A 24,825-nucleotide genomic window follows, 5' to 3' on the forward strand; every position below is an offset into this window, starting at 1 on the left:
CCGGTGTGTCCCTGATACGGATCCTCGCCGGCGCCGCCGCGGGCGTCTTCCCGCCCGCCGACGGATCGGTGACGGTCCTGCCGCAGCCCGCGCCGCGCGACGCCGGGGTGATCGCCTTCACCGCCCATGCCGTGGTCTCCGCGGATGCCGATCCGGAGCGGATCCGCGGGCTGCTGCCGCCCGACGACCTCTCGGCGCCGCTCGGTCCGCCGTTCCTCACCGCCCTGTGCGGGCTGCTGGACCGCACGGTGGACAACGTCGACCTGCTGACCGCCGCCTCGGCCCTGCCGGGACCACCGCCGGTCGCCCTGGGCCTGCCCCTTCGGGAGAGCGCCGACCGGGATCACCCGCGGATCGCCCGGGCCCTGCGCCACCGTGACCAGGTACGGGCGTGGACGGTGCCGGGGGGCACCGTACTGACGGGCCGGGGTGTGGCGGGCCGCTGGGAGGCGGCGGTGGAGGTCGATCCGGAGGCGCGCGGCGCGGGCCTCGGCCGCCGGCTCGCGCTGGCGGCACGTCATCTCGTCCCGGAGGGCGGGGCGGTATGGGCGCAGGTCGCCCCGGGCAACGCGGCCGGCGTGCGGGCGTTCACGGCGGCGGGTTTCGTGCCGATGGGTGCCGAGGCCCTGCTGCTCACCCGGGAGGGCTGAGCTCCGCCGGAGTCACTCGACGGCGGCGGCGGTGGCCCAGGGCAGGTGGATCCACACCGTCTTGCCGCCCTCCGCGGTCGGGGTGACCAGGAGCGAGCCGCCCGCCTCCGCCGTGAGATGACGGATGATCACCATGCCCCGGCCGTTGTCCTGCTGCACGGCGGCGGGCAGACGCTGGGGCCACCGGGGGTGACTGTCCGTGACCCCGATGCGCAGTTGTTCGTCCCGGTCCAGCTGCACGTCGAGGGTGAAGGTGGGTGACTGGCCGAACGTGTGCAGCACCGCGTTGGTCGCGAGCTCGGAGACGATGAGCCGCACGGAGTCGGCCGGGTCCGAGTCCTCGGGCATGCCCCACTCCACCAGCAGCTCGCTCACGTAGCGGCGTACCGCGGGGACCGAGGCAGGGTCGCTCGGCAGGGTGACGGATGCTTCCTGGTGGTCTGCCATGGCGACGCTGTCCCTTTCCCGCCGTGACCAGGACGCCGGCCGCGCCGCGCCCGTGGCCGCGCGCGCGACGGCCGAAGGCGCCGTGCCCCGCCTTCCGCGCGGCACGTCCCCGTACGGCACTCACGCGCCAGAGTGTCACCCATCGTGCCCTTAATCCGGTGTCACCACAGCTATATGCATATATCTGTCGCCCAAAGCGGTGAACTCTGCTACGAGAGAACGTATTTGCGCGGCAGACTTCGCTCGGGGACCGGCGGGGGTGCCGGGAACCGGGAGGTGCACACACCATGCAGCAGGTGCCGGCGGTACGCCGCCGAAAGATCGGCTCGGAATTGCGCCGTCTGCGCGACACGGCGGGGCTCACGAGCGGTGAGGCCGCCCAGCGCCTGGGATGGCACCAGTCCAAGGTGAGCCGGATCGAGACCGGCCGCAGCGGGGTGCGCCCCGAGGACGTCACGGCGCTGCTGGACGTGTACGGAGTGCGCGACCAGCGACTGCGGGAGATGCTCGCCGCCCTCGCCGGCGAGGGCGACCGGCGTGGCTGGTGGCATGAGTTCCGGGAGGAACTCCCTTCGGCCTACCGGGACTTCATCTCCCTGGAGACCGACGCCTGCCGTGCGCGGACGCTGGAGACGACGGTGGTGCCCGGGCTGCTGCAGACCCCGGACTACGCCCGCGAGCTCACCCGTTCCGTCCTCCCGCAACTCGGTCCGCGGCAGATCGCGACCCTGGTGCAGGTGCGGATGGCCCGCCAGGCGGTGCTGCGCGCCGAACCGCCGCTGGAGCTGTGGGCGGTGCTGGACGAGGCGGTGCTGCGCCGCAGCGTGGGGGGTCCCGGAGTGATGGCGGCGCAATTGAGCCATCTTGTGGAGCTCGGTTCACTGCCTCATGTGCATCTGCAGGTGCTGCCTTTCTCGGCCGGTGGGCATATAGGCGTTACTGGCCCTTTCGTAATCTTCTCATTTCCGCGCATTGCTGATCTGGACGTGGTTGTTTTCGACCATTTGACGAGTAGTCTCTATCTGGATCAGCACGAGGACGTCAGGGCGTACGGTGCTGCCTTCAATCGGCTGCGCTCCCACGCCCTGTCGAGTGAGCAGTCGCTGTCCTTCATCTCCGCTATCAGCAAAGGCGCGTAAGGAGGCACACCCCCCATGTCCGACGCTCTGCCTCAGTACGTCACCTCCAGTGCGTCCCTCTTCGGTGTGAATTGGCGACGCAGCAGCTACAGCACGGCGGCGAACAACTGCGTCGAGACGGCCCTCGTCGGGGACGGGCCGCTCTCGGGACAGCTCGCCGTACGCGACTCCAAGGATGTGCGCGGCCCCGCCCTGCTCTTCCCCCCGGCGGCCTGGGCGGAGTTCCTCGCCGCCGTGGCGACGGGGAGCCTGACCGAACGCCCCTGACCTCAGGGGCGCGGCGGCGCCGTACGGACGATCGTCCCCACGGCGTCGCCGATCTCCCGGTCCGTCAGATCCGCCCGCGCGGTGAGCCGCAGCCGCGAGATCCCGTCGGGCACGGACGGCGGCCTGAAGCACCCCACCGCGAGACCCGCCGCACGGCACGCCGCGGCCCACTCGACCGCCGCCTCGGGCGACGGCGCCCGCACCGACACCACGCACGCGTCCGGCGCGGTGGCGTCCAGCCCCGCCCCCGCCAGCCGCTCGTACAGCTCGCGGGCGACCGCCCGGGCCCGTACGGCACGCTCCGGCTCCCGCCCCAGCAGGCGCAGCGCGGCGAGTGCCGCGCCCGTCGCCGCCGGGGCGAGGCCCGTGTCGAAGATGAACGTCCGCGCGGCGTTGACCAGGTGCTCGATGACCCGGGCCGGGCCGAGCACCACGCCGCCCTGGCTGCCCAGGGACTTGGAGAGGGTGGCGGTGCACACCAGTCCGGGCGCGCCCGCCAGACCCGCCTCGGCAGCCGCCCCCCGGCCCCCGGGGCCGAGCACCCCGAGTCCGTGGGCGTCGTCCACCAGCAGCGCGGCCCCGTGCTCACCGCAGACGGCGGCCAGCGCGCGGAGCGGGGCGGCGTCGCCGTCCACCGAGAAGACCGAGTCGGTGACGGCCACGGCGGGCCCGTCGTGACCGATGAGCGCCTTGTGCAGGGCGTCCGGATCGGCGTGCGGCACGACCTCGGTGCCGGCACGGGAGAGCCGGCAGCCGTCGATGAGCGAGGCGTGGTTGCCGCTGTCGGAGACGATGAGCGTGCCCGGCTCGGTGGTGAGCGCGGTGACGGCGGCAAGGTTGGCGGCGTAGCCGGAGGCGAGGACCAGCGCCGCCTCGAAGCCGCAGAAGGCGGCGAGTTCGGCCTCCAGTTCGGCGTGCAGCTCGGTGCTGCCGGTGACCAGTCGCGAACCGGTCGAGCCGGCGCCCCAGCGCAGGCAGGCGTCCGCACCGGCGCGGGTCACCTCGGGGTGGTGGGCGAGCCCCAGGTAGTCGTTGGAGGCAAGGTCCAGCAGCGGCGAGCTGACGGGACGGGGCCGCAGGGTGCGCACCAGCCCGGCGGCGCGGCGCCGTTCGGCGTGCGCGTCGATCCAGTCGAACGGGTCGCGGGTCATGGTCGTCCCCTGGGGTCGGCGGAGGGTTCGGCAGCACCGTAGTGTGCCGGACCGCCTCGCACGGTGTGGTGATGCACACACCCTGAGCGAGCGGTCTTGTGGGATGTCCCATTGGCCGCGGCCGGTGCCGTGCGTCAGGATCGCGGCATGGAACTGCTCAATGCTTTGGTGGAGAAGGGCCTGCGCCGCGAGCTGCCCACCCGCGAGGAGGCGCTCGCCGTGCTGGCGACCTCCGACGACGAACTCCTCGACGTGGTGGCCGCGGCCGGCAAGGTGCGCCGCGCGTGGTTCGGCCGCCGGGTGAAGCTGAACTACCTGGTCAACCTGAAGTCGGGGCTGTGCCCCGAGGACTGCTCGTACTGTTCGCAGCGGCTCGGCTCGGAGGCCGGGATCCTCAAGTACACCTGGCTGAAGCCCGACGAGGCGGCGGCCGCCGCGGCGGCGGGGGTCGCCGGCGGCGCCAAGCGGGTCTGCCTGGTGGCGAGCGGGCGCGGCCCCACCGACCGCGACGTGGACCGGGTCTCCCGGACCATCGAGGCCATCAAGGAGCGGAACGAGGACGTCGAGGTGTGCGCCTGCCTGGGCCTCCTCTCCGACGGACAGGCCGAGCGGCTGCGCGGAGCGGGCGCCGACGCGTACAACCACAACCTCAACACCTCCGAGGCCACCTACGGGGGCATCACCACCACCCACACCTACGCGGACCGGGTCGAAACGGTGCAACAGGCCCAGGCGGCGGGCCTGTCGGCCTGCTCCGGACTGATCGCGGGCATGGGCGAGAGCGACGAGGACCTGGTCGACGTGGTCTTCTCGCTCCGCGAGCTGGACCCCGACTCCGTCCCGGTGAACTTCCTGATCCCCTTCGAGGGCACCCCGCTGGCGAAGGAGTGGAACCTCACCCCGCAGCAGTGCCTGCGGATCCTGGCGATGGTGCGGTTCGTCTGCCCCGATGTGGAGGTCCGCATCGCGGGCGGCCGGGAGGTGCACCTGCGGACCATGCAGCCGCTCGCGCTGCACCTGGCGAACTCCATCTTCCTGGGCGACTACCTCACCAGTGAGGGCCAGGCCGGCAGGGCCGACCTCGACATGATCGCGGACGCCGGTTTCGAGGTGGAGGGCGCCGGAGAGGTGACCCTGCCCGTGCACCGCGTGGACGCGGCGGCCGCGGCCGGGGGCTGCGGTGCCCAGGGCTCCGCGGGCTGCGCCTCGCACGGCGAGGGCGAGGGCGGCGGCTGCGGCCCCTGCGGCGGCCACGCCCAAGGCACGGGTCACGGCGCCGGTCACGGCTCCGGTCACGCCGCGCAGCCTGCGGCCGCGGGTGCCGCCCGCACCGACCTGGTGGCCGTACGCCGCCGCGGCACCGGCACGGACCTGCCCCCCAATGCCTGAGCCGCTCACCCCGGGCGAACTGCTGGCACTGGACCGGGAGCACGTCTGGCATCCGTACGGGCCCATGCCGGGCCGTCAGGAACCGCTCGTCGTCGAGTCCGCGGCCGGGGTCCGGCTGCGGCTCGCCGAGCCCGTCGAGGGGATGACCGACCTCGTCGACGGCATGTCGTCGTGGTGGTCGGCGATCCACGGCTACAACCACCCGGTGCTCAACGAGGCGGCCCGCGGCCAGCTCGACCGGATGAGCCACGTGATGTTCGGCGGGCTCACCCACGAGCCGGCCGTGCGGCTCGCCGCCCGCCTGGTGGAGATCACCCCCGAGCCGCTGCGGCACGTCTTCCTCGCCGACTCCGGCTCGGTCTCGGTCGAGGTCGCGGTCAAGATGTGCCTGCAGTACTGGCGTTCGCTCGGGCGGCCGGAGAAGCAGCGGCTGATGACCTGGCGCGGCGGCTACCACGGCGACACCTGGCAGCCGATGTCCGTCTGCGACCCCGAGGGCGGCATGCACGGGCTGTGGTCCGGCGTCCTGCCCCGGCAGGTCTTCGCGGACGCCCCGCCGGCCGCCTACGAGGAGGCGTACGCGGACCACCTGCGGGAGACGATCGCCCGTCACGCGCACGAGCTGGCCGCGGTCGTGGTGGAGCCCGTCGTGCAGGGCGCGGGCGGCATGGCCTTCCACTCCCCCGACTACCTGCGGGTGCTCCGCGAGGCGTGCGACGAGCACGACGTGCTGCTGGTGTTCGACGAGATCGCCACCGGCTTCGGGCGCACCGGGACGCTGTTCGCCGCCGAGCAGGCCGGGGTCTGTCCGGACGTGATGTGCCTCGGCAAGGCCCTGACGGGCGGCTACCTGACGATGGCCGCCACCTTGTGCACCCCGCGCGTCGCCGACGGGATCTCCCGGGGCGAGGTGCCGGTGCTCGCCCACGGGCCGACCTTCATGGGCAACCCGCTGGCCGCGGCCGTCGCCTGCGCCTCCCTCGACCTGCTGCTCGGCCAGGACTGGGCGCAGGAGGTCAAGCGGATCGAGGCCGGGCTGCGCGAGGGGCTCGCGCCCGCCGCAGGCATCCCGGGGGTGCGGGACGTGCGGGTGCTGGGCGCGATCGGCGTCGTCCAGCTCGACCACCAGGTCGACCTCGCCACCGCGACGCGGGCCGCCGTCCGCAGCGGGGTATGGTTGCGCCCGTTCCGGGACTTGATCTACACGATGCCCCCGTACGTCACGGGGGACGAGGACATCGCGCGCATCTGCGCGGCGGTGCGCGCGGCGGCGGAGGCGGCATGACGGTGTTGTTCGTGACCGGCACGGGCACGGAGATCGGCAAGACGGTGACCACGGCGGCGATCGCGGCGACCGCGCTGTTCAGCCAGTACAGCGTCGCGTACCTCAAGCCCGCGCAGACCGGGGTGGGCCCCGGCGAGCCGGGCGACGCGGCCGAGGTCACCCGGCTCGCCGGGCCCGAGGTCACCAGCGTCGAACTGGCCCGGTACCCCGAGCCGCTGGCGCCCGCCACGGCCGCGCGGCGCTCCGGTGCCGCCCCGGTGGGCCCGGCCGACATCGCTGAGGCGGCGGCGAAGCTGGCGGCGGTGCACGACATCGTCCTTGTCGAAGGCGCGGGCGGGCTGCTCGTCCGCCTCGACGAGGTGGGCTCGACGCTGGCGGACGCGGCGCGGATGCTCTCGGCGCCGGTGCTCGTGGTCACCCCGGCGGGACTCGGCGCGCTGAACAGCGCCGCGCTGACCGCGGAGGCCCTCAAGGCGCGGGACCTGAAGTGCGCGGGCTTCGTCATCGGCAGCTGGCCGGAGGACGCGGACCTGGCCGCCCGCTGCAACCTCGCCGACCTTCCCGAGGTCACCGTCGCCCCGCTCCTGGGCGCCCTGCCCGCCGGCGCGGCCGCCCTCGACCCCGCCGCCTTCCGTGAGGCGGCACCCGGCTGGCTCTCGCCGCGCATCGGCGGCCTGTGGGACGCGGCCGCCTTCACCTCCTACTGGGCACCCGCCGCCGCCCTGGCCTGAGCCTCGTCGGCGCCCGCGCCCGACCCCGCTCCGACCCCGCCTCGACCGCCCCCGGGCGTCCCCCTACGGACGCCCGGGGGCGGCGGCGCGCGTACGGCGCGCGGACGGCGCGCGACACGCCGAATTCGCCCCGGTACGAGGAGGCTTGGGCCGGGCTCCGGAGCGGCAGAATCGGAGGGAGGGGTGCCGAGGCGAAGGAGGTCCGGCCATGAGGAGCCGTACCGGCGTGACGCGTGAACCGGTCCATCACCCGCTGTTCGCCCGCTTCTACGCCCGCTGCGGTCCGGTGATGGACGCCCGCGCGGGCTTCGCCGCGCACCGGGAGACCGCGCTCGCCGGACTGACCGGCCGGGTCATCGAGATCGGCGCGGGCTCGGGGCTGAACTTCCGCCACTATCCGCGCACCGTCGCCGAGGTGGTGGCGATCGAGCCGGAGCGGCATCTGCGCCGGCTGGCCGTGGACGCCGCGCAGCACGCCGAGGTGCCGGTGGACGTCGTGCCCGGTGTCGCCGAGGCGCTGCCGGTCAAGAGCGAGGCCTTCGACGCGGCGGTCGCGTCGCTGGTGCTGTGCTCCGTACGCGACCAGAAGCGCGCCCTCGCCGAGCTGCACCGGGTGCTGCGCCCGGGCGGGGAGCTGCGGCTGCTGGAGCACTGCCGGGCCGAGGGGCGCGGGCACGCGGCGCTGCAGTGGGTGGCGGACCGCACCCTGTGGCCGCTGCTGTTCGGCGGCTGCCGGACGGGGCGGGACACGCTCGCCGCGGCCGAGGCGGCCGGTTTCGAGGTGCTGGAACTGCGCCGCTTCCACGTCCCGGAGCGGGGCAAGGGCCTCACGCTGCCCCTGCCGAGTTCCCCGCACATCCTGGCCACCGTGCGGCGCCCCGGCTGAGCACCCGGTCGAGGACCACGGCCTGGAACTCTCTGTACCTACCGGTATGTACACTGCTGTCATGGAGACGACGCCCGACCGCCTGATCGAGAGCACCCGCGAACTGCTCTGGGAGCGCGGCTACGTCGGCACCAGCCCGAAGGCCATCCAGCAGCGCTCGGGCGTCGGCCAGGGCAGCATGTACCACCACTTCTCCGGCAAGCCGGAACTCGCGCTCGCCGCCGTCCGCCGTACCGCCGAGCAGATGCGGGAGACCGCCGAGCGCGAACTCGCCCTTCCGGGCACGGCGGTCGAGCGGGTCTCCCGCTATCTGCGCCGCGAACGCGACGTGCTGCGGGGCTGCCCGATCGGACGGCTCACCCAGGACCCGGAGGTCGTGACGAGCCCGCAGCTGCGGGCGCCGCTCGACGAGACCTTCGAGTGGCTGCGCGGGCGGCTGGCGGACGTGCTCGCCGAGGGCCAGGCGCGCGACGAGATCGCGCCCGGCCTCGACACCGGCGACATCGCGGCCGCGCTCGTGGCCGTGCTCCAGGGCGGCTACGTGCTCGCCCGGGCGGCCGGCAGCGCCGCGCCCTTCGACCATGCCGTCAGCGGCGCGCTGGCGCTGCTGACGCAGCGGGCCTGAACGGGCCCCGGCCCAGGGCCACCACACCCCAGGGGGACGCATGTACGCGATGCAGTACGGGATCACGCTGCCCGCCGACTACGACATGAAGGTCATCCGGGACCGGGTCGCCGGCCGGGGCCGGCTCACGGACGCTTACGAGGGACTGGGTTTCAAGGCGTATCTGATCCGTGAGCGCGGTACGGACGGCTCCCCGGTCAACGAGTACGCGCCGTTCTACCTCTGGGACGACACCGGCGGCATGAACCGCTTCCTGTGGGGCGGGGGCGGCTTCGGCGGCATCGTCGCGGACTTCGGGCGCCCGGACGTCAGCCACTGGACGGGCGTCGCCCACCGTCCGGGGCCCGCATTCGGCGCCGCTCCGGCCGCGGCGAGCCGGCTGCGGCAGCGGATGCCCGCCGGGGCGGACCCGCGCGGGCCGGTCGCGCGGGCACTGGAGGCCTGGGAGGAGCGCGCCGCCACGGCCGGCGTCCACACGGCCGTGCTGGGCGTGGACCCGCGCCACTGGGAGACCGTCCTCTTCACGCTCTGGGAGCGGACACCGCCGGCCGGCGTCACCGATCCCGACCGCTACGAGGTGCTGCACCTGTCGGCCCCGCACCTGCACGAGGTGCCGGTCGGCCGCCAGTGGCCGTAGCGCTCAGACGCACCAGGAGCGCAGTTCGTCGGCGATCTCGTGCACGTCGGCGGTGCCGCTCTTGACCAGCCGGGCCAGGTCGCGCACCCGCTCGGGGGAGGTGGCGACCTTCAGGCCGCCGGCCACCAGGTAGGCGTAGGCGACCGCGGAGGCGAAGAGCGCGTTGGAGCGTTCCAGGGCCGGAACGTGGACCAGCAGCTGCAGGGCCCGCCTGCGCCTGCGGTCGCCGGACCCGGTCCGGCCGCGTGTGTGCACCATCGATTCGGTCCCCCCCTCGGTACCTGCCCTCGTCCCCGTCCCGGCCGCACGGCGCCCGCGCGGGTGCATCTACAGACGCACCGGGACGGCCGGACGGTTTCGGCCGGACGAACGCGCGGTCGCGTGGCGGCCGCCCGCGCGCCCCGGCGCTCACCCTCGGGGACGATGCGGCGCCGCACCCGACGACCTACGCTCGGGTCGCATACGGACAAGTGCGCACTTCCTCATCCTGGGGGGCAGACGTGTCGACATGGACGGCAGCGGACACAGAGGGCATCGAGGCGGGAGCGGAACCCGCCGCGCGGGCGACGGCGCTGACGAAGTCGTACGGGACGGGCGAGACCCGGGTGGTGGCGCTGGACGAGGTGGACGTGGAGATCGCCCGCGGCCGCTTCACGGCTGTGATGGGGCCCTCCGGGTCGGGGAAGTCCACCCTGATGCACTGCCTGGCGGGGCTGGACTCGGTCACCTCGGGGCAGGTCTGGATCGGCGAGACCGAGATCACCCGTCTGCCGGAACGAGAACTGACCCGGCTCCGCCGTGACCAGGTCGGCTTCGTCTTCCAGGCGTTCAACCTGCTGCCGACGCTCACGGCCGCAGAGAACATCACGCTGCCGATGGACATCGCCGGCCGCAGGCCCGACGGGGAGTGGGTGGACCGGGTGATCGACACGCTGGGTCTGCGCGACCGGCTGGGGCACCGTCCGGCGCAGTTGTCGGGCGGGCAGCAGCAGCGCGTGGCGTGCGCCCGCGCCCTCGCCTCCCGCCCGCAGCTGATCTTCGCGGACGAGCCGACCGGCAACCTCGACTCGCAGGCGGGCGCGGAGGTGCTGGGTTTCCTGCGCGAGGCCGTGGACGCGCTCGGCCAGACCGTGGTGATGGTGACCCACGACCCCGGCGCGGCGGCCTGGTCGGACCTGGTGCTCTTCCTGGGCGACGGACGGATCGTCGACGAGATGCACGAACCGACCGCGGACGGCGTCCTGGAACGGCTCAAGCGGTTCGACCCGCTGCGGAAGCAAGGATAGGCACCGGCGATGCTCCGGGCGACGCTGCGCAGCTTCCTGGCCCACAAGGGCCGGCTGCTGCTCAGCGCGCTCGCCGTCCTGCTGTCGGTCGCGTTCGTCACCGGCAGCATGATCTTCTCCGACACCGTCAACCGCACCTTCGACCGCCTGTTCGCCTCCACGTCCGCCGATGTGACGGTGGGTCCCCCGGAGGCCTTCGCCGACGACCAGCAGTTCGCCTCAGGACAGGTGCGCACCCTGCCGGCGTCCCTGCTGGACCGGGTGCAGGCGGTACCGGGCGTCGCGGACGCGCGGATCGACGTCACCGTGCACAACACCACCGTCGTCGACGCGGAGGGCCGGCCGGTGGAGCCGACCACCGGGGCCCTCACGGTGGCCACCGACTGGTCGGGCAATCCGCGCAGTCCCGTCCGGCTCACCAGCGGTCACGCGCCGCACGGCCCCGACGAGGCGCTGATCGACGCCGACACCGCCGCGAAGCGTGACCTCGGGATCGGCGACCGGCTGCGGGTGCTGGCGCAGCCGGGCGCGTTCCCGGTCCGCCTCGTCGGCATCGCCACCTTCACCACCACCAATCCGGGCGCCGCCCTGCTGTTCGTCGACACCCCCACCTCGCAGACGCGGCTGCTGGGGCGGACCGGTGTCGCGACGTCGGTGCAGGCCGACGCCGCTCCCGGAGTCCCGGACGACGTGCTGAAGAAGCGGATCTCCGCCGCGCTCGGTCCGGGCTACACGTACACGACCCAGGCGGAGCAGGCGAAGTCGGCGGTGGAGAGCCTGGCCACCTTCCTGGACGTGATCAAGTACGTGATGCTGGGCTTCGCCGGGGTCGCGGTCCTGGTCGGGGTCTTCCTGATCGTCAACACCTACTCGATGCTGATCGCCCAGCGCACCCGGGAGCTCGGCCTGCTGCGGGCGCTCGGGGCGGACCGCGGCCAGGTGCGGCGGTCGGTGCTGGTGGAGGCGCTGCTGCTCGGGGTGGTGGGCTCTGCCACGGGTCTGGTCTGCGGAGTCGGGCTCGCGACGGGCCTGTTCCAGCTGCTCGGAGTGTTCGGGATGAACATCGACGCAGCCGAGATGGTCATCCGCGCGCGCGTGCCGGTGGCGGCCTTCGCCGTCGGCCTTCTCGTGACGCTGGTCGCGGCCTACCTGCCGGCGCGGCGGGCGTCGCGGGTCTCCCCCATGGCCGCGCTGTCCGACGCCGAGGTCGCCGGTGCCGGGCGGAACCTGCGGTCGCGGGCGGTGGGCGGCGCGGTCGCCACGCTGGTGGCCGCGGGGGCGCTCACCGGGGCGGCGGTGGCCGGGAGCACCGGTGACGCCGCGACGTTCCTGGGGGCCGGCATCGGGCTGTCGCTGATCGCGGCGGTGGTCGTGGGGCCGCTGCTGGTGCGCCCGGTGATCCGGGTGCTGGGCGGGGCGTTCCCCCACGTCTTCGGGCCGGTGGGCCGGATGAGCCAGCGCAACGCGCTGCGCAACCCGCGCCGCACGGGCGCGACGGCCGGCGCGCTGATGATCGGGCTGGCCCTGGTCACCGGCATGTCCATCGCCGGCTCGTCGATGGCGAGCTCCTTCGACCAGGAGATCGACCGGGCGCTGGGCGCGGACTACGTCGTGCAGGGCACCCACTTCGCGCCGTTCACCCCGGAGATCACCGAGCGGGTGCGCAAGGTGCGCGGCGCCGGGGAGGTGACGCCGGTGCGGTACGTCTCCGTCCTGATGACGCTGCCCGGCGGCCGTACGGCCAAGCTGACCGGGACGGCCATCGGCCCCGGGGCGGACCGGGCGCTCAACCTCGACTACGCCGCGGGCGACACGGCGCGCGCCCTGGCCCGCGACAGCCTCTCGCTCTCCGCGACGTACGCCGCCCACCACGGTCTGCGCGTCGGCAGCCGCGTCCCCGTGCGCTTCGTCGACGGCCGCTCGGCGACGTTCACCCTGCGCGCGCTGACCACCAGCCAGAGCACTCTGCTGGGCGACGACGCGACCCTGACCATGGGGCTCGCCACCGCCGAGCGGTTCCTCCCCGGCGGCCAGGACGCCGCGCTGTACGTGAACGCCGCGCCCGGCACGGACAAGCCGACGCTGCGGGCGAACCTGGAGCGGGCGCTCACGCCCTATCCGCAGGTCGAGGTCCGCGACCAGGCCGACTACAAGGAGCTGGTGCGCACCCAGATCTCCGTGCTGCTGAACCTCGTGTACGCGCTGCTCGGGCTGGCGATCGTCATCGCCGTGCTGGGCGTCGTCAACACCCTCGCCCTGTCGGTCATCGAGCGCACCCGGGAGATCGGACTGCTGCGGGCGATCGGCCTGTCGCGGCTGCAACTGCGCCGGATGATCAGGCTGGAGTCCGTAGTGATCGCGCTCTTCGGCGCGGTGCTGGGACTCGCCCTGGGGCTGGTCTGGGGTGTGGTGACACACGAGGTGCTCGCCCTCGAGGGCATGCGGGCCTTCGCCGTTCCCTGGACCACGGTGGGCGCGGTCATGGCTGGTTCCGTGGTGGTGGGCCTGGTCGCCGCGCTGCTGCCGGCCCTGCGCGCCTCGCGGATGAACGTCCTGGCCGCGATCGCCCACGAGTGAGCCTCCCGGAGGCGGGGAAGGCCGTCGACCGGAGGCGGGTCGCGACGAGGAGGCGGTCATGGCACGGCGGTTCCGGTTCGGGGTGAACCTTCTGGAGCCCGCGCGGGGCGAGGCGTGGCAGCACAAGTGCCGGCGGGTGGAGGAACTCGGCTACGACGTGCTGCAGGTGCCGGACCACCTGGACTGGCCCACTCCCTTCCCGTCGCTGGTCGCGGCGGCGCACGCCACGCGGCGACCGGTGCTGGGGACCTTCGTCCTCAACGCGGCGTTCTGGAACCCCGTCCTGCTGGCCCGCGAGATCGCCACCACCGTCCGGCTCACCGGCGGCCGGCTGGAGCTGGGTCTCGGCGCGGGCTACGTGCGCGCGGAGTTCGAACGCGCGGGCCTGCCCTACGGCACCGCCCGCGACCGGGTCGACCACCTGGAACGCACCGTCGAGGCACTGACCGGGCTGTTCCCGGGGCCGGGCGGCGCGGACGGCGAGGACGGCCGGGGACGGCACGGGCGTGCCGTTGCCCCCGCTGCCCCCGCTGCTCCTGGGCGGGAACGGCCCGCGCATGCTGCGCCTGGCGGCACGGCACGCCGCCGTCGTCGCCTTCACCGGCGCGGAGGCCGACCCGGCCGGGGACGACGGCGAGCTGCGGCTGCTGTCGGCCGCGGCCGTGGAGGAGCGGGTGGCGGCCGCGCGCGGCTTCGCCGCGGAGTACGGCACCGACCCCGACTTCAACGTCCTCGTCCAGCGGGTCGTGGTCACCGGGGACCGCGCGGCGGCGGTCCGGGAGCTCGCCCCGCACGCGCCGCACCTCGACGAGGAGGAACTGCTCGATCTGCCGACGCTCCTCGTCGGCACGGTCACCGAGATCGCGGAGCAGCTGCGGCGGGGCCGGGAGCGCTTCGGCTTCGGCTACGTCACCGTGCTGGAACCCGCGATGGAGGCCTTCGCCCCCGTGATCGCGGAGCTGCGGGGCGGCGAACCGGGGGAAGGGCACGGCGCCCCGTAAATCGCTCGCCGCCCGGGCCCGCGGGCTGCTTGGCTGACCCGCATGGACCATCTCGGGATTCGCAGCGCGGTACCGGCCGACGCCGGACGGGTGCTGGATTTCTGGCGGACGGCCGCCGAGGGCACCAGCATCAGCGACGACCCGGACGGCGTCGCACGGCTGATCGCACGTGACCCGGGCGCCCTGCTGCTCGCGGAGGCCGGCGGTGTGCTGGTCGGCACGGTCATCGCGGGCTTCGACGGCTGGCGCTGCCACCTGTACCGGCTGGCGGTCCACCCCGAGCGACGGCGGCAGGGCGTCGCCCGGGCCCTGCTGGCGGCGGCCGAGGACCGCTTCACCGCGCTGGGCGGCCGGCGCGGCGACGCCATGGTGCTGGAGCGCAACGAGCGCGCCCACCACGCCTGGCGCTCGGCGGGCTACGCGCCCGAGCACCACTGGCGCCGCTGGACCAAGCCGTTCGAGCGGAGCTCGTAGCGCGCGGTCCGGGCCGGGGTGCGACCCCCGGCCGCGGTGTCCCCGGGCTGTCCGTTGTGCCCGCGCTTCCTACGATGGGCGTATGGACGACCCCGCGAGTCCGCCGCGTCCCGGGTCCCCACGCCAGCGGCGCGCGCTCCGCCCCGGCCTGACCGATCATGGGACCGAGGTGTCCCGATGACCGAAGTGCTGCTCCTGGCCGTCGCCCTGCTGCTGACCCTGGCCTGCGCCGTCTTCGTCGCCGCGGAGTTCTCCCTGACCACGGTCGAGCGCACCGACCTGGAACGGGCCGAGCAGGCGGGCGAGCGCGGCGCCCCGGCGGCGCTGCGGGCCGTGCGCAGCCTGACGGTGCAGCTGTCCGGCGCCCAGCTCGGCATCACCGTCACCGGACTGGTCATCGGCATGCTGGCGCAGGCCTCCATCGCCGAACTGCTGGCGGGACCACTGCGCGCGCTGGGGATGTCGGCCGCCGGGGCCGCGTCACTGGGCCTGGTGCTGGGCACCGGCATCTCGACGGTGGTGCTCATGGTGGTGGGCGAGCTCGTCCCCAAGAACTGGGCGATCTCCCGCCCGCTGCCGGTGGCCAAGGCCGTCGCCCCGCCGCAGACGGTCTTCACCGCCGCCTTCGGCCCGCTGATCCGCCACCTGAACAACACCGCCAACCGTGTCCTGCGCCGCCTGGGCATGGAACCCGCCGAGGAGCTGGCCTCGGCGCGAAGCCCCGAGGAGCTGGTCGCCCTCGCCCGGCACTCCGCCCGCGCGGGCGCGCTGGAGGCCGACACCGCCGAGCTGTTCGTACGGACACTGAGCCTGGCCCGGCTGACCGCCGAGAACGTGATGACCCCCCGCGTCCAGGTCGTCGCCCTGGAGGAGGGCGCCACCTGCCGGGACGTCGCCGACATCACCCGCGCCACGGGGCTGTCCCGCTTCCCCGTCCACCGGGGCGGCCTGGACAACGTCATCGGCATCATCCACATCAAGGACGTCCTGGCCGTGCCGTACGAGCGCCGGGAGGGCCACCCGATCACCCCGCTGCTGCGGGAGCCGGTGCCGGTCCCCGAGTCGCTCACCGTGGACCGGCTGCTGGACCGGCTGTCCGGCTCGATGAGCATGGCCGTCGTCATCGACGAGTACGGCGGCACGGCGGGGGTCGTCACCCTGGAGGACATCGTGGAGGAGGTCGTCGGCGAGGTCCGTGACGAGCACGACCCGATGGAGACCCCCGACCTGGCCTTCATCCACCAGGACCGCACCGGCCGCCGCGTCTACGACGCCGACGGGGCCATACGGACGGACCAGCTCGCGCACATCGGCCTGCGGATCGGGGACGGCCCCTACGAGACGCTCGCCGGCCTGGTCGCCGAGCGGCTCGGGCGCATCCCCGCGACCGGCGACACCGTCGAGGTTCACGGCTGGATGGTCGAGGTCACCGACGACTCGCACCATCGCGCGGCGCACGTACGGCTGATCTCCCCGGCGCCCCGCGGGCAGAACGGGCTCGCGCGGGCGCAGGGCGCGGACGACGGGACGGCGGGCGCGCGATGATCTTCCTGCAGTTGTTCATCGGCGCGCTGACCCTGGTCGCGAACGCCTTCTTCGTCGGCGCCGAGTTCGCGATGATCTCCGTCCGGCGCAGCCAGATCGAGCCCCGCGCGGAGGCCGGGGAGCGCGGCGCGCGCCACGTCCTGTGGGGGCTGCAGCACCTGTCGCCGCTGATGGCCGCCGCCCAGCTGGGCATCACGCTGTGCACGCTGGTGCTGGGCATCGTGGCGGAACCGGCCATCGAGCACCTGCTGGCGCCGCTCTTCCACCTGCTGCACGTGCCGCAGGGCGCGATCCACGCCCTGTCCTTCGCGATCGCGCTGATCCTGGCCACGTACGCGCACATGCTGTTCGGCGAGATGGTCCCGAAGAACATCGCGCTCGCCGCGCCGGAGCGCACGGCGCTGGTCCTCGGCCCCCCTCTGGTCACCCTGGCGCGGGCGCTGCGCCCGGTCATCTTCACGGTGAACGCCTTCGCGAACGGGCTGCTGAAGCTGCTGAGGGTCGAGCCGAAGGACGAGGTCGCGGCGGTGTTCTCGGACGACGAGCTGGCCCGGATGGTGACCGACGCCGGTCAGGCCGGGCTGCTGGACGAGCGGGCCGCGATCCGTCTGCAGGACGCCCTGGAACTGGGCCGCCGTCCGGTCCGCGCGGTCGTCGTCCCCTGGGAGCGCGTGGTCTCCGCGCGCTTCGGGACGACCCCGGCGGGGCTGGAGCGCCTGGCCGCCCGGTCAGGCTTCTCGCGCTTCCCCGTCACCGACGACACGTGCCGCATCCTCGGCTACCTCCATGTGAAGGACGCCCTCGCGCTCGGCCCCAGCCGCCACGACCAGCCCTTCCCGCGCGGCGCGCTGCGCCGGATCACCCGGGTCGGCGCGGCCACTCCGCTGGACGACGTCCTGGCGGCGATGCGGGCCAGCGGCGCGCACCTGGCGGCGGTCGTCGACGACCAGGGCCGCGGGCTCGGTCTGGTGACCATGGAGGACGTGCTGAAGGAGCTCGTGGGCCACGCACCGGCCGCCTGAAACGGCGCTCCGCGGGGCCGGTAGGATCTCGCCCGCCATGCAGATGAACGCCACCCACACCAGCTTCGTCGCGCTCGGCGACTCCTTCACCGAAGGCATGTCCGACGCGCTCCCCGACGGCTCCTACCGGGGCTGGGCCGACCTCCTCGCCGGACGGCTGGCCGCCCACGCGCCGGGCTTCCGCTACGCCAACCTGGCGGTACGCGGCAAGCTCATCCAGCAGATCGTCGACGAGCAGGTCGAGACCGCGGCCTCCATGGACGCCGACCTGATCACCCTGGTGGGCGGGCTCAACGACGTGCTGCGGCCCAAGTGCGACGTGCCCAGGGTGTGCGCGCTGCTGGAGGAGGCCGTGGAACGGCTGGCGCCGTCGTGCAGGCAGCTGGTGCTGATGCGCAGCCCGGCCCGCCGGGGCCCGGTGGCGACGCGGTTCCTGCCCCGCATGGAGCAGCTGTACGGCTTCGTCGACGACCTGGCCGCCCGGCACGGCGCGCTCGTGGTGGATCTGTACGGCGCCCATGTGCTGGGCGACCCGCGCCTGTGGGCCGAGGACCGCCTGCACCTCGACGGCGAGGGCCACCGCCGGGTCACCGAGGCGGTCTGGCAGACCCTCGGGCACACCGCGCAGTTCGACTGGACCGAGGCCCTGCCCGACTCCCTCCCCCTGTCATGGCCGGCCCGCCGCGCGGCCGACCTGCGCTTCACCCGCCAGCACCTCGTCCCGTGGATCGGCCGCCGCCTCACCGGCCGCTCCTCCGGCGACGGCCTGCCGCCCAAGCGCGCGGAGCTCGTGCCGTACGAGCTCTGAGCGCGGGCCGTCCGGCTGTCCCGCCGTCTCGCGCCCGCCTGGGTGGGTGCGAGGCGAACCCGCACCCACCCGCCCACGTGAACGGCCCAGGGCATGACACCGGCGTCCGGGCATACCGCAGCCGATCAGCGTCCCGGAGCCTCTGACCTGGGCATTCTCGGACGTATAGGACGGCGGCGACCGCCATGGGCGGCGGGTAAACTTTCGCTACGTGACTTCCAAGCCCCGCATCCCCAACGTCCTGGCCGGCCGCTACGCCTCCGCGGAACTCGCCACCCTGTGGTCCCCCGAGCAGAAGGTGGTGCTGGAGCGCCGTCTGTGGCTGGCCGTGCTGCGGGCCCAGAAGGACCTCGGGATCGAGGTGCCGGACCAGGCCCTCGCGGACTACGAGCGCGTGCTGGAGCAGGTCGACCTCGCGTCGATCGCCGAGCGGGAGAAGGTCACCCGGCACGACGTCAAGGCGCGCATCGAGGAGTTCAACGCCCTCGCCGGGCACGAGCACGTCCACAAGGGCATGACCTCGCGCGACCTCACCGAGAACGTCGAGCAGCTGCAGATCCGGCTCTCCCTGGAGCATGTGCGCGACCGCACCGTCGCCGTCCTGTCCCGGCTCGGCAGCCTCGCCGCCGAGTACGCCGAGCTGGTCATGGCCGGCCGCTCGCACAACGTGGCCGCCCAGACCACGACCCTCGGCAAGCGGTTCGCGACCACGGCCGACGAACTGCTCGTCGCCTTCGCCCGCGTCGAGGACCTCCTCGGCCGCTACCCGCTGCGCGGCATCAAGGGCCCGGTCGGCACCGCGCAGGACATGCTCGACCTGCTCGGCGGCGACGCCGGCAAGCTCGCCGAGCTGGAGCGCCGGATCGCGGCGCACCTCGGCTTCTCCGAGGTCTTCACCTCCGTCGGCCAGGTCTACCCGCGCTCGCTGGACTACGACGCCGTCACCGCGCTGGTGCAGCTGGCCGCCGCGCCGTCGTCGCTCGCCAAGACGATCCGCCTGATGGCCGGGCACGAGCTGGTCACCGAGGGCTTCAAGCCCGGCCAGGTCGGCTCCTCCGCCATGCCGCACAAGATGAACACCCGCTCCTGCGAGCGCGTCAACGGCCTGGCGGTCATCCTGCGCGGCTACGCCTCCATGGTGGGCGAGCTGGCCGGCGACCAGTGGAACGAGGGCGACGTCTCCTGCTCCGTGGTGCGCCGGGTGGCCCTGCCGGACGCGTTCTTCGCCTTCGACGGCCTGCTGGAGACCTTCCTGACAGTGCTCGACGAGTTCGGCGCCTTCCCGGCCGTCATCGCCCGCGAGCTCGACCGCTACCTGCCGTTCCTCGCCACGACGAAGGTCCTCATGGGCGCCGTGCGGGCCGGCGTCGGCCGCGAGCTCGCGCACGAGGTCATCAAGGAGCACGCGGTCGCCTCCGCGCTCGCGATGCGCGAGAAGGGCGCCGAGCGCAACGAGCTGCTGGACCGGCTCGCCGAGGACGAGCGCATCCCCCTCGACCGCGGCGGGCTGGACGCGCTCATGGCCGACCGCCTCTCCTTCACCGGCGCGGCCGCGGACCAGGTCGCCGAGGTCGTACGCCGCATCGCCGAGGTCGCCGGCCGGTACCCGCAGGCGGCCACCTACACCCCCGGGGCCATCCTCTGACCACGGTCAGGCGGACCCGCCCCACCCAGGACGAGCTGGAGGCCGCCCGCGACCGCGTCATCCCCGACGTGATCGCGGACGGCCTGCGGGTGCTGTTCTGCGGCATCAACCCCGGGCTGATGTCGGCCGCGACCGGTCACCACTTCGCCCGCCCGGGCAACCGCTTCTGGCCCGTGCTGCACGCCAGCGGGTTCACCCCGCGCCGGCTCGACCCGGCCGAACAGGGCGAACTCCTCGCCTCCGGGCTCGGGATCACCAACGTCGTCGCCCGCGCTTCGGCCCGCGCCGACGAACTCACCCGCGACGAACTCCTCGAGGGCGGGCGACTGCTGACGGAGCGGGTGCTCCGGTACGAGCCGCGCCGGCTGGCCGTCGTGGGCGTCACCGCCTACCGCGTCGCCTTCGCCGAGCCCCGCGCCCGCATCGGCCCCCAGGAACGCACGATCGGCGGCACCCGCATCTGGGTCCTGCCCAACCCCAGCGGCCTGAACGCCGGTTGGTCGACCCAGGCCATGACGGAGGAATTCGGTCGCCTGCGCGACGCGTCGCAGGATTGACGCGGCGAGGGCGCTCGGTCCCGGATGACCTGCGAACCTCCGACGGCCCTCGGTCCTGGACGGAAGCAGCCGCGGGACGGCGCCTCACACCGTGCCCTCGGGCACCAGCGGACCGGGGTGCGGCGCGAGCAGGGCGCGCGGGGGCCTGGAGGGGTGCGACGTGGTCAGGGCACGGCCGCGGCGTCGCCGACGGCGGCGACGAGCTGGAGGGGCAGTTCCCGGTCCCACTGCCCGACGCACACGCCGACCCAGCGGCCGTCGACGCGCCAGGCCCACGCCACGTGGGCGTAGTTGCACAGGGTGCTGAGCGGGCGCGGCACCGGCTCCCCCTCGACGAGACGTTCGAGGTGGGCGGCGAGGTCCACCGTCTCCGGGGCGCCCCAGCGTTCGGTGAACACCTCGACCAGCGCCTGGCACTCGGCTTCCGTGTCGTCCTCGGCCTGCCGTCTGTCCGCCGGGTCACCGTCGGCGTCCCAGAAGTCCTCGCTGATCCGGAGGGCCGCCATGTGGTAGCCGGGGCCGCTTTCGACCGCGCCGGAGCGCTCTTCGCGCGCCGGGAAGGGGCGGGCGCGCAGCGCGTCGACGGTGGCCACATGGCCGGGCAGGTCCATGACTCCAGTAAACCCCGCGCCTGTGACACTTGACATCGAGTCAGTAACCCTGTGCCGGTGCCACTCGCCGCGGGCCGCCGGGACGGGTACGATCCGGCCAACACGCGCGCGAGCAGGGAGGACGTACGTTGGGGCGGCTCACCGGCGGGGACCCGTCCCTGCTCCGGCGGATCAATTCCGCGGTGGTGCTCCATGCGCTGCGCGGCGAGTCCGCCGTGAGCCTGACCGAACTGGTGCAGACGACGGGGCTTTCGCGGCCGACCGTCGAGGGCGTGATCGAGGGCCTGGCGGAGTCGGGCCTGGTGGTGGAGGTGCCGCAGGAGCCCGGTGACGCCCGCAGACAGGGCCGTCCGGCGCGCAGGTTCCGCTTCCACGCGGAGGCGGGGCACCTGCTGGGCGTCGAGATCGGGGCCCGGCAGATCCGGGCGCTGCTCTCGGACCTGAGCGGCCGGGTCCTCGGGTCGCTGGCGCACGACGTCGCCGACGCGCTGCCGGCCGAAGAGCGCCTGGAGCGGGTCCGCGGCACCGTCGCCGAGTTGCTGCGCAAGGCCGGCGTGGCCCGCAGCACCCTGTGGGCGGTCGGTGTGGGCAGCCCGGGGATCGTGGAGACCGACGGCGCGGTGCGGCTGAGCACGGCACTGCCCGGCTGGACGGGGCTGCCGCTGGGCGAGCGGTTGCGCCGGTCGTTCCGCTGCCCCGTGCTGGTGGAGAACGACGCGAACGCCGCCGCCGTCGCCGAGCACTGGAAGGGCGCGGCCGTCGGCACCGACGACGTGGTGTTCGTCCTGGCGGGCCTCAGCCCCGGGGCCGGGTCGCTGATCGGGGGCCGGCTGCACCGCGGCTTCGGCGGGGCCGCCGGCGAGATCGGGGCGCTGCACCTGCTGGGCCGTGAGGCGCGGCCGGAGCGGCTGCTGTCCACGACGGGCACGCCGCTGCACCCGCTGGACGAGTCCGCGGTGGCCGAGGTCTTCGCGCTCGCCAGGTCGGGGGACGTCCAGGCGCGGGAGGCCTTCGACCGGTTCCTGCAGCGCCTGGTGCACGACGTGGCGGCGCTGGTGCTGGCGATCGACCCGGAGCTGGTGGTGATCGGCGGCTGGGCGGCCGGACTGGACGGCGTACTGGAGCCGCTGCGCACCGAGTTGGCGCGCTACTGCCTGCGGCCCCCGGAGGTGGCGCTCTCGGCGCTGGGGCACGAGGCGGTCGCCACGGGGGCGCTGCGGCTCGCGCTCGACCACGTCGAGGAACAGCTGTTCGCGGTGGCCCGGGCCTCGCTGCTCGGCCGCTGAGCCGCGCGCGGCGCGAGCGCGGACCGAAGCGGCGGAGCCCGGGACGGCGGAACCACCGGACCCGGCCAGGGCAATACGGGCGAAATTCCACGGCCCGTCGGCCTGCCTGCTTTGCCGGGTTGTCCGACCAGCCGACGATCCGTCGCATCGGCGAGCGTGCCGCGCCGGCGGGCGCGGCCGGCGAAAGGGCGTCCGCGTGCGGCGAGCAGTGGTCCTGGCAGTGTCCGTGGTGCTGACGGCCGGCGCGGCGACCGCCCCGGCCGCCGCGCACTTCCCGGAGCCCGTGGTCGCCGAACAGGTGCGGATGGCGGGTGCCTCGGTGGCGGCCCGGGCGGCCGGGGCCGCCGGGATCAGCTTCGGGGCGTGCCCCTCGGACAGCGGGCTCAAGGCGCCCGTGCAGTGCGGCACGGTCCAGGTCCCCGTGGACTACGCGGAACCGGGCGGCGCGAAGATCGGCCTGCTCGTGAGCCGCCTGCGCGCCGCCGGCCCCGCCTCGGTCCGGCAGGGCTCCCTGGTGTTCAACCCGGGCGGCCCCGGTGCGTCGGGGCTCTGGTTCCCCTCGGTGGGCCGGTCCGGGGCGGGGGCGGTCACCCGCAAGGTCTGGGAGACCGCGGCCAGGACGTACGACCTGGTGGGCTTCGACCCGCGCGGGGTGGGCCACTCCGCGCCGCTGTCCTGCCCGGACCCGGCGGCCACCCGGCACGCCCCCACCGCCGACCCGCGCCCGGCCACCGCCGCGGTGAAGGCCGCCAAGCGCGCGGAGGCCCGGCGCAAGGCGGAGAGCTGCGGAGCGCGGGGCGGCGCGCTGCTGCGGAACATGCGCACCGCGGACCTGGCGCGGGACCTCGACGTCATCCGCGCCGCCCTCGGCGAGCCGCGTCTCAACTACTACGGCGTCTCCTACGGCACCTACCTGGGCGCGGTGTACGCCACCCTCTTCCCCTCGCACGTGCGCCGCATGGTCGTGGACAGCGTCGTCAACCCCGACCCGAGCGGCGTCTGGTACGGCGCCAACCTCGCCCAGGACGTGGCCTTCGAGCGCCGCTGGGCGGACTGGCGCGCCTGGGTCGCCGGGCACGACGCCGTGTACGGCCTCGGCAGCACGCCCGGCCGTGTGCAGGCGAGCTTCGACCGGGCGATGCGGATGCTCGGCAAGCGCCCCGCCGGCAAGGTGGGGGCCGGGGAACTGCACTCGGCGGCGGTGCAGGCCGCGTACTACGACCAGCGGTGGGTCTCCTTCGCCCATCTGCTCTCGCGCTACCTGCGCGGGGACGACGACCCGCTGATCGCCGCGGCCGCCCCCGACCCCGGGGCGGCGAAGGACGAGGAGAACAGCGAGGCGGTCTACCTGGCGGTGGAGTGCTCGGACGCGGCGTGGCCGCGCGACTGGAACGTGTGGGACCGGGACAACTCACGGGTCGCCCGGCAGCACCCCTTCGAGACCTGGGCGAACGCCTGGCTCAACCTGCCCTGCGCCTCGTGGCCGGTCGAGGGCGGGCGGGCGGTGGACGTCGGGGCCCGCCCCGGATCGGGGCTGCCGCCCGTGCTGATCGTCCAGTCGGAACGGGACGCGGCCACCCCGTACGAGGGCGCGGTCGAGCTGCACCGCAGGCTGCCGGGTTCACGGATGATCACCGAGGCGGGACGGGGCTCGCACGGCCTGATCAGCTTCTGGAACGAGTGCGTCACCGCACGCGTCGACCGCTACCTGGTGTCCGGCGCCGCCGGTGACCGGGACGTCAGCTGCTCCGGGCACCCGCTGCCCGTGCCGTCCGGCAGCGGCGGCGCCAAGGACGCCAACACGGGCCGCTTCTACTGACCGGACGGGACGGGCGAGCGCGCGGGGGTCACGACGCGGCCGCGTGCCGCTCCTGGCCGTGGTGGGTGATCTCCATCGCGCCGCTGTCGCCGAAGGTCAGCCGGCAGGTGTCGGCGCGGTACGTGGCGACGGCCACGGCCGCGACGCGTCCGCCGCTGAAGTAGCGGGTGGTGACGACCAGCACGGGGGCGCCGGGCAGCCGGTCGAGCTGCTTGGCGTCCTCGGCGCGGGCCGAGCCCAGCTCCACGGCCCGGTCGTCGCCGTCGAGTTCGACGGCGTGCAACTCCCGCAGGACGGCGGGGGCGTGGCCGGCCGGAGTCAGGTCGCGGGGAAGGCCGGGAACGGAGGACCGGGGGACGTAGAGCAGCTCGGTGGCGACGGACTGGCCGCCCATCGAGCGCACCCGGCGGACGGTGTGCACCGCCTCGTCGGTGTCGGTGCCGAGCACGTCCGCGACGGCGGCAGGGGCGGCGGCCTCGACGCAGCCCACGGTGCGCCAGGCGTCACCGGTCGCGCCGGGCCAGCTTCCCCTCGACGGGCCGACGGAGACGCCCACACGCGGCGGGGCGACCGTGGTGCCGACGCCGCGGCGGCGCTGCAGGCGGCCCTCGAGCTCCAGCTGCTCCAGCGCCTGGCGCAGGGTCGCCCGGGCGACACCGAAACGGGCGGCGAGATCACGCTCGTTGGGGAGGATCTCACCGACCTCGAACTCGGAGTCGAGCGCGTCGATGAGGACGGTCTTGAGGTGCCAGTACTTGGGCTCCGGCACGTTCTCGAGCTGCGTGGTCCCCACCCTGTCCTCCGCAATCCGCCTGACGCCGTCCGGGGTTTGTTCAGCCTTGTTTCCGAACGGCTCTTTATTAAAGGTTCTTGCACTACCAGGCGACGATAGAGCCGCCCTCCGAGTTGGTCAAGACCAATGCTCAGGGGCCCGGCCGCGTGCGGACGGCAGGACCGCGCACCGTTCACGAGGTGTTCGCGCCCGTC

Annotated in this window: 23 protein-coding genes and 2 pseudogenes; 20 read left to right on the forward strand and 5 right to left on the reverse strand. The window is 74.2% G+C overall.

The window, feature by feature from the left end:
• Positions 1-5: 5 nt before the first annotated feature.
• A complete protein-coding gene (locus B085_RS0126480) occupies positions 6-650 on the forward strand; it encodes a GNAT family N-acetyltransferase (protein WP_018561632.1) in 645 nt (214 codons plus the stop codon).
• A gap of 12 nt (positions 651-662) precedes the next feature.
• Here B085_RS0126480 and B085_RS0126485 read toward each other — a convergent pair whose 3' ends face one another.
• Positions 663-1,097: an ATP-binding protein gene (locus B085_RS0126485; RefSeq protein ID WP_018561633.1), complete on the reverse strand. Its 435-nt coding sequence runs from the start codon at positions 1,095-1,097 to the stop codon at positions 663-665.
• Positions 1,098-1,384: 287 nt separating this feature from the next.
• On the opposite strand from B085_RS0126485, the gene B085_RS0126490 reads away from it, so the two are divergent.
• Both B085_RS0126490 and B085_RS0126495 read left to right on the forward strand, forming a co-directional pair.
• Complete coding sequence (locus tag B085_RS0126490; RefSeq protein WP_018561634.1) at positions 1,385-2,236, forward strand: helix-turn-helix domain-containing protein; 852 nt, start codon at positions 1,385-1,387, stop codon at positions 2,234-2,236.
• Between the two features lie 15 nt (positions 2,237-2,251).
• Positions 2,252-2,503: a DUF397 domain-containing protein gene (locus B085_RS0126495; protein ID WP_018561635.1), complete on the forward strand. Its 252-nt coding sequence runs from the start codon at positions 2,252-2,254 to the stop codon at positions 2,501-2,503.
• A 2-nt stretch (positions 2,504-2,505) separates the two neighbouring features.
• On the opposite strand, the gene B085_RS0126500 is transcribed toward B085_RS0126495, so the two are convergent.
• Positions 2,506-3,654 carry an 8-amino-7-oxononanoate synthase gene (locus B085_RS0126500; protein WP_018561636.1) on the reverse strand — a complete coding sequence of 383 codons (1,149 nt, stop codon included), beginning with the start codon at positions 3,652-3,654 and terminating at the stop codon, positions 2,506-2,508.
• Positions 3,655-3,801: 147 nt separating this feature from the next.
• Here B085_RS0126500 and bioB point away from each other — a divergent pair, with 147 nt between their 5' ends.
• From bioB to B085_RS0126530, 6 genes are all read left to right on the forward strand, one after another.
• Positions 3,802-5,043, forward strand: a complete 1,242-nt coding sequence (bioB, locus tag B085_RS0126505) for a biotin synthase BioB (RefSeq protein WP_018561637.1) — start codon at positions 3,802-3,804, stop codon at positions 5,041-5,043.
• Positions 5,036-6,328, forward strand: coding sequence for an adenosylmethionine--8-amino-7-oxononanoate transaminase (locus tag B085_RS0126510; protein ID WP_018561638.1), 1,293 nt, complete (start codon positions 5,036-5,038; stop codon positions 6,326-6,328). Before bioB ends, B085_RS0126510 begins: the two co-directional genes overlap by 8 nt.
• On the forward strand, positions 6,325-7,059 hold the full coding sequence (bioD, locus tag B085_RS0126515; RefSeq protein WP_018561639.1) for a dethiobiotin synthase: 735 nt from the start codon (positions 6,325-6,327) through the stop codon (positions 7,057-7,059). The genes B085_RS0126510 and bioD overlap by 4 nt, the downstream gene beginning before the upstream one ends.
• 208 nt (positions 7,060-7,267) lie before the next feature.
• Positions 7,268-7,945: a class I SAM-dependent methyltransferase gene (locus tag B085_RS0126520; protein ID WP_018561640.1), complete on the forward strand. Its 678-nt coding sequence runs from the start codon at positions 7,268-7,270 to the stop codon at positions 7,943-7,945.
• 61 nt (positions 7,946-8,006) lie between these two features.
• Positions 8,007-8,570 carry a TetR/AcrR family transcriptional regulator gene (locus B085_RS0126525; RefSeq protein ID WP_018561641.1) on the forward strand — a complete coding sequence of 188 codons (564 nt, stop codon included), beginning with the start codon at positions 8,007-8,009 and terminating at the stop codon, positions 8,568-8,570.
• A 40-nt stretch (positions 8,571-8,610) separates the two neighbouring features.
• Complete coding sequence (locus B085_RS0126530; RefSeq protein ID WP_018561642.1) at positions 8,611-9,207, forward strand: DUF4865 family protein; 597 nt, start codon at positions 8,611-8,613, stop codon at positions 9,205-9,207.
• A 3-nt stretch (positions 9,208-9,210) separates the two neighbouring features.
• Here the strand turns inward: B085_RS0126530 and B085_RS43825 are convergent.
• Positions 9,211-9,426: pseudogene (locus B085_RS43825) on the reverse strand (fic family toxin-antitoxin system, toxin component); the annotation flags it as partial.
• A 281-nt stretch (positions 9,427-9,707) separates the two neighbouring features.
• Here B085_RS43825 and B085_RS0126540 point away from each other — a divergent pair.
• The 9 genes and pseudogenes from B085_RS0126540 (at position 9,708) to mug (ending at position 20,122) form a co-directional block, all read left to right on the forward strand.
• Positions 9,708-10,493, forward strand: coding sequence for an ABC transporter ATP-binding protein (locus B085_RS0126540; protein WP_018561644.1), 786 nt, complete (start codon positions 9,708-9,710; stop codon positions 10,491-10,493).
• Between the two features lie 9 nt (positions 10,494-10,502).
• Positions 10,503-13,070, forward strand: coding sequence for an ABC transporter permease (locus B085_RS0126545; protein WP_018561645.1), 2,568 nt, complete (start codon positions 10,503-10,505; stop codon positions 13,068-13,070).
• 58 nt (positions 13,071-13,128) lie between these two features.
• A pseudogene (locus B085_RS43830) lies at positions 13,129-14,071 on the forward strand (TIGR03621 family F420-dependent LLM class oxidoreductase).
• A 42-nt stretch (positions 14,072-14,113) separates the two neighbouring features.
• Positions 14,114-14,545 carry a GNAT family N-acetyltransferase gene (locus B085_RS0126555; RefSeq protein WP_018561648.1) on the forward strand — a complete coding sequence of 144 codons (432 nt, stop codon included), beginning with the start codon at positions 14,114-14,116 and terminating at the stop codon, positions 14,543-14,545.
• Positions 14,546-14,722: 177 nt separating this feature from the next.
• A complete protein-coding gene (locus B085_RS0126560; RefSeq protein WP_018561649.1) occupies positions 14,723-16,090 on the forward strand; it encodes a hemolysin family protein in 1,368 nt (455 codons plus the stop codon).
• Positions 16,087-17,112 (forward strand): hemolysin family protein, encoded by a 1,026-nt coding sequence (locus B085_RS0126565; protein ID WP_018561650.1) that lies wholly within the window; start codon positions 16,087-16,089, stop codon positions 17,110-17,112. Before B085_RS0126560 ends, B085_RS0126565 begins: the two co-directional genes overlap by 4 nt.
• Positions 17,113-17,149: 37 nt before the next feature.
• The gene (locus B085_RS0126570; protein ID WP_018561651.1) at positions 17,150-17,920 is read left to right on the forward strand and encodes an SGNH/GDSL hydrolase family protein; all 771 of its coding nucleotides are present in this window, start codon (positions 17,150-17,152) and stop codon (positions 17,918-17,920) included.
• A gap of 211 nt (positions 17,921-18,131) precedes the next feature.
• Positions 18,132-19,565: an adenylosuccinate lyase gene (gene purB / locus B085_RS0126575; RefSeq protein ID WP_018561652.1), complete on the forward strand. Its 1,434-nt coding sequence runs from the start codon at positions 18,132-18,134 to the stop codon at positions 19,563-19,565.
• 68 nt (positions 19,566-19,633) lie between these two features.
• Positions 19,634-20,122: a G/U mismatch-specific DNA glycosylase gene (mug, locus tag B085_RS0126580; RefSeq protein WP_018561653.1), complete on the forward strand. Its 489-nt coding sequence runs from the start codon at positions 19,634-19,636 to the stop codon at positions 20,120-20,122.
• A gap of 164 nt (positions 20,123-20,286) precedes the next feature.
• Here the strand turns inward: mug and B085_RS0126585 are convergent, their stop codons facing one another.
• Entirely contained in the window at positions 20,287-20,733 is a 447-nt protein-coding gene (locus tag B085_RS0126585) for a hypothetical protein (protein WP_018561654.1), read from the reverse strand.
• 128 nt (positions 20,734-20,861) lie between these two features.
• Between B085_RS0126585 and B085_RS0126590 the strand changes: the two genes are divergently transcribed.
• Positions 20,862-22,019, forward strand: coding sequence for an ROK family transcriptional regulator (locus tag B085_RS0126590; protein WP_018561655.1), 1,158 nt, complete (start codon positions 20,862-20,864; stop codon positions 22,017-22,019).
• 196 nt (positions 22,020-22,215) lie between these two features.
• The gene (locus B085_RS0126595; RefSeq protein WP_234018659.1) at positions 22,216-23,838 is read left to right on the forward strand and encodes an alpha/beta hydrolase; all 1,623 of its coding nucleotides are present in this window, start codon (positions 22,216-22,218) and stop codon (positions 23,836-23,838) included.
• Between the two features lie 28 nt (positions 23,839-23,866).
• Here the strand turns inward: B085_RS0126595 and B085_RS0126600 are convergent, their stop codons facing one another.
• Positions 23,867-24,631 (reverse strand): GntR family transcriptional regulator, encoded by a 765-nt coding sequence (locus tag B085_RS0126600; RefSeq protein ID WP_018561657.1) that lies wholly within the window; start codon positions 24,629-24,631, stop codon positions 23,867-23,869.
• Positions 24,632-24,825 lie beyond the last annotated feature (194 nt).

Source organism: Streptomyces sp. BoleA5 (assembly GCF_000373665.1).
Classification (GTDB): domain Bacteria; phylum Actinomycetota; class Actinomycetes; order Streptomycetales; family Streptomycetaceae; genus Actinacidiphila.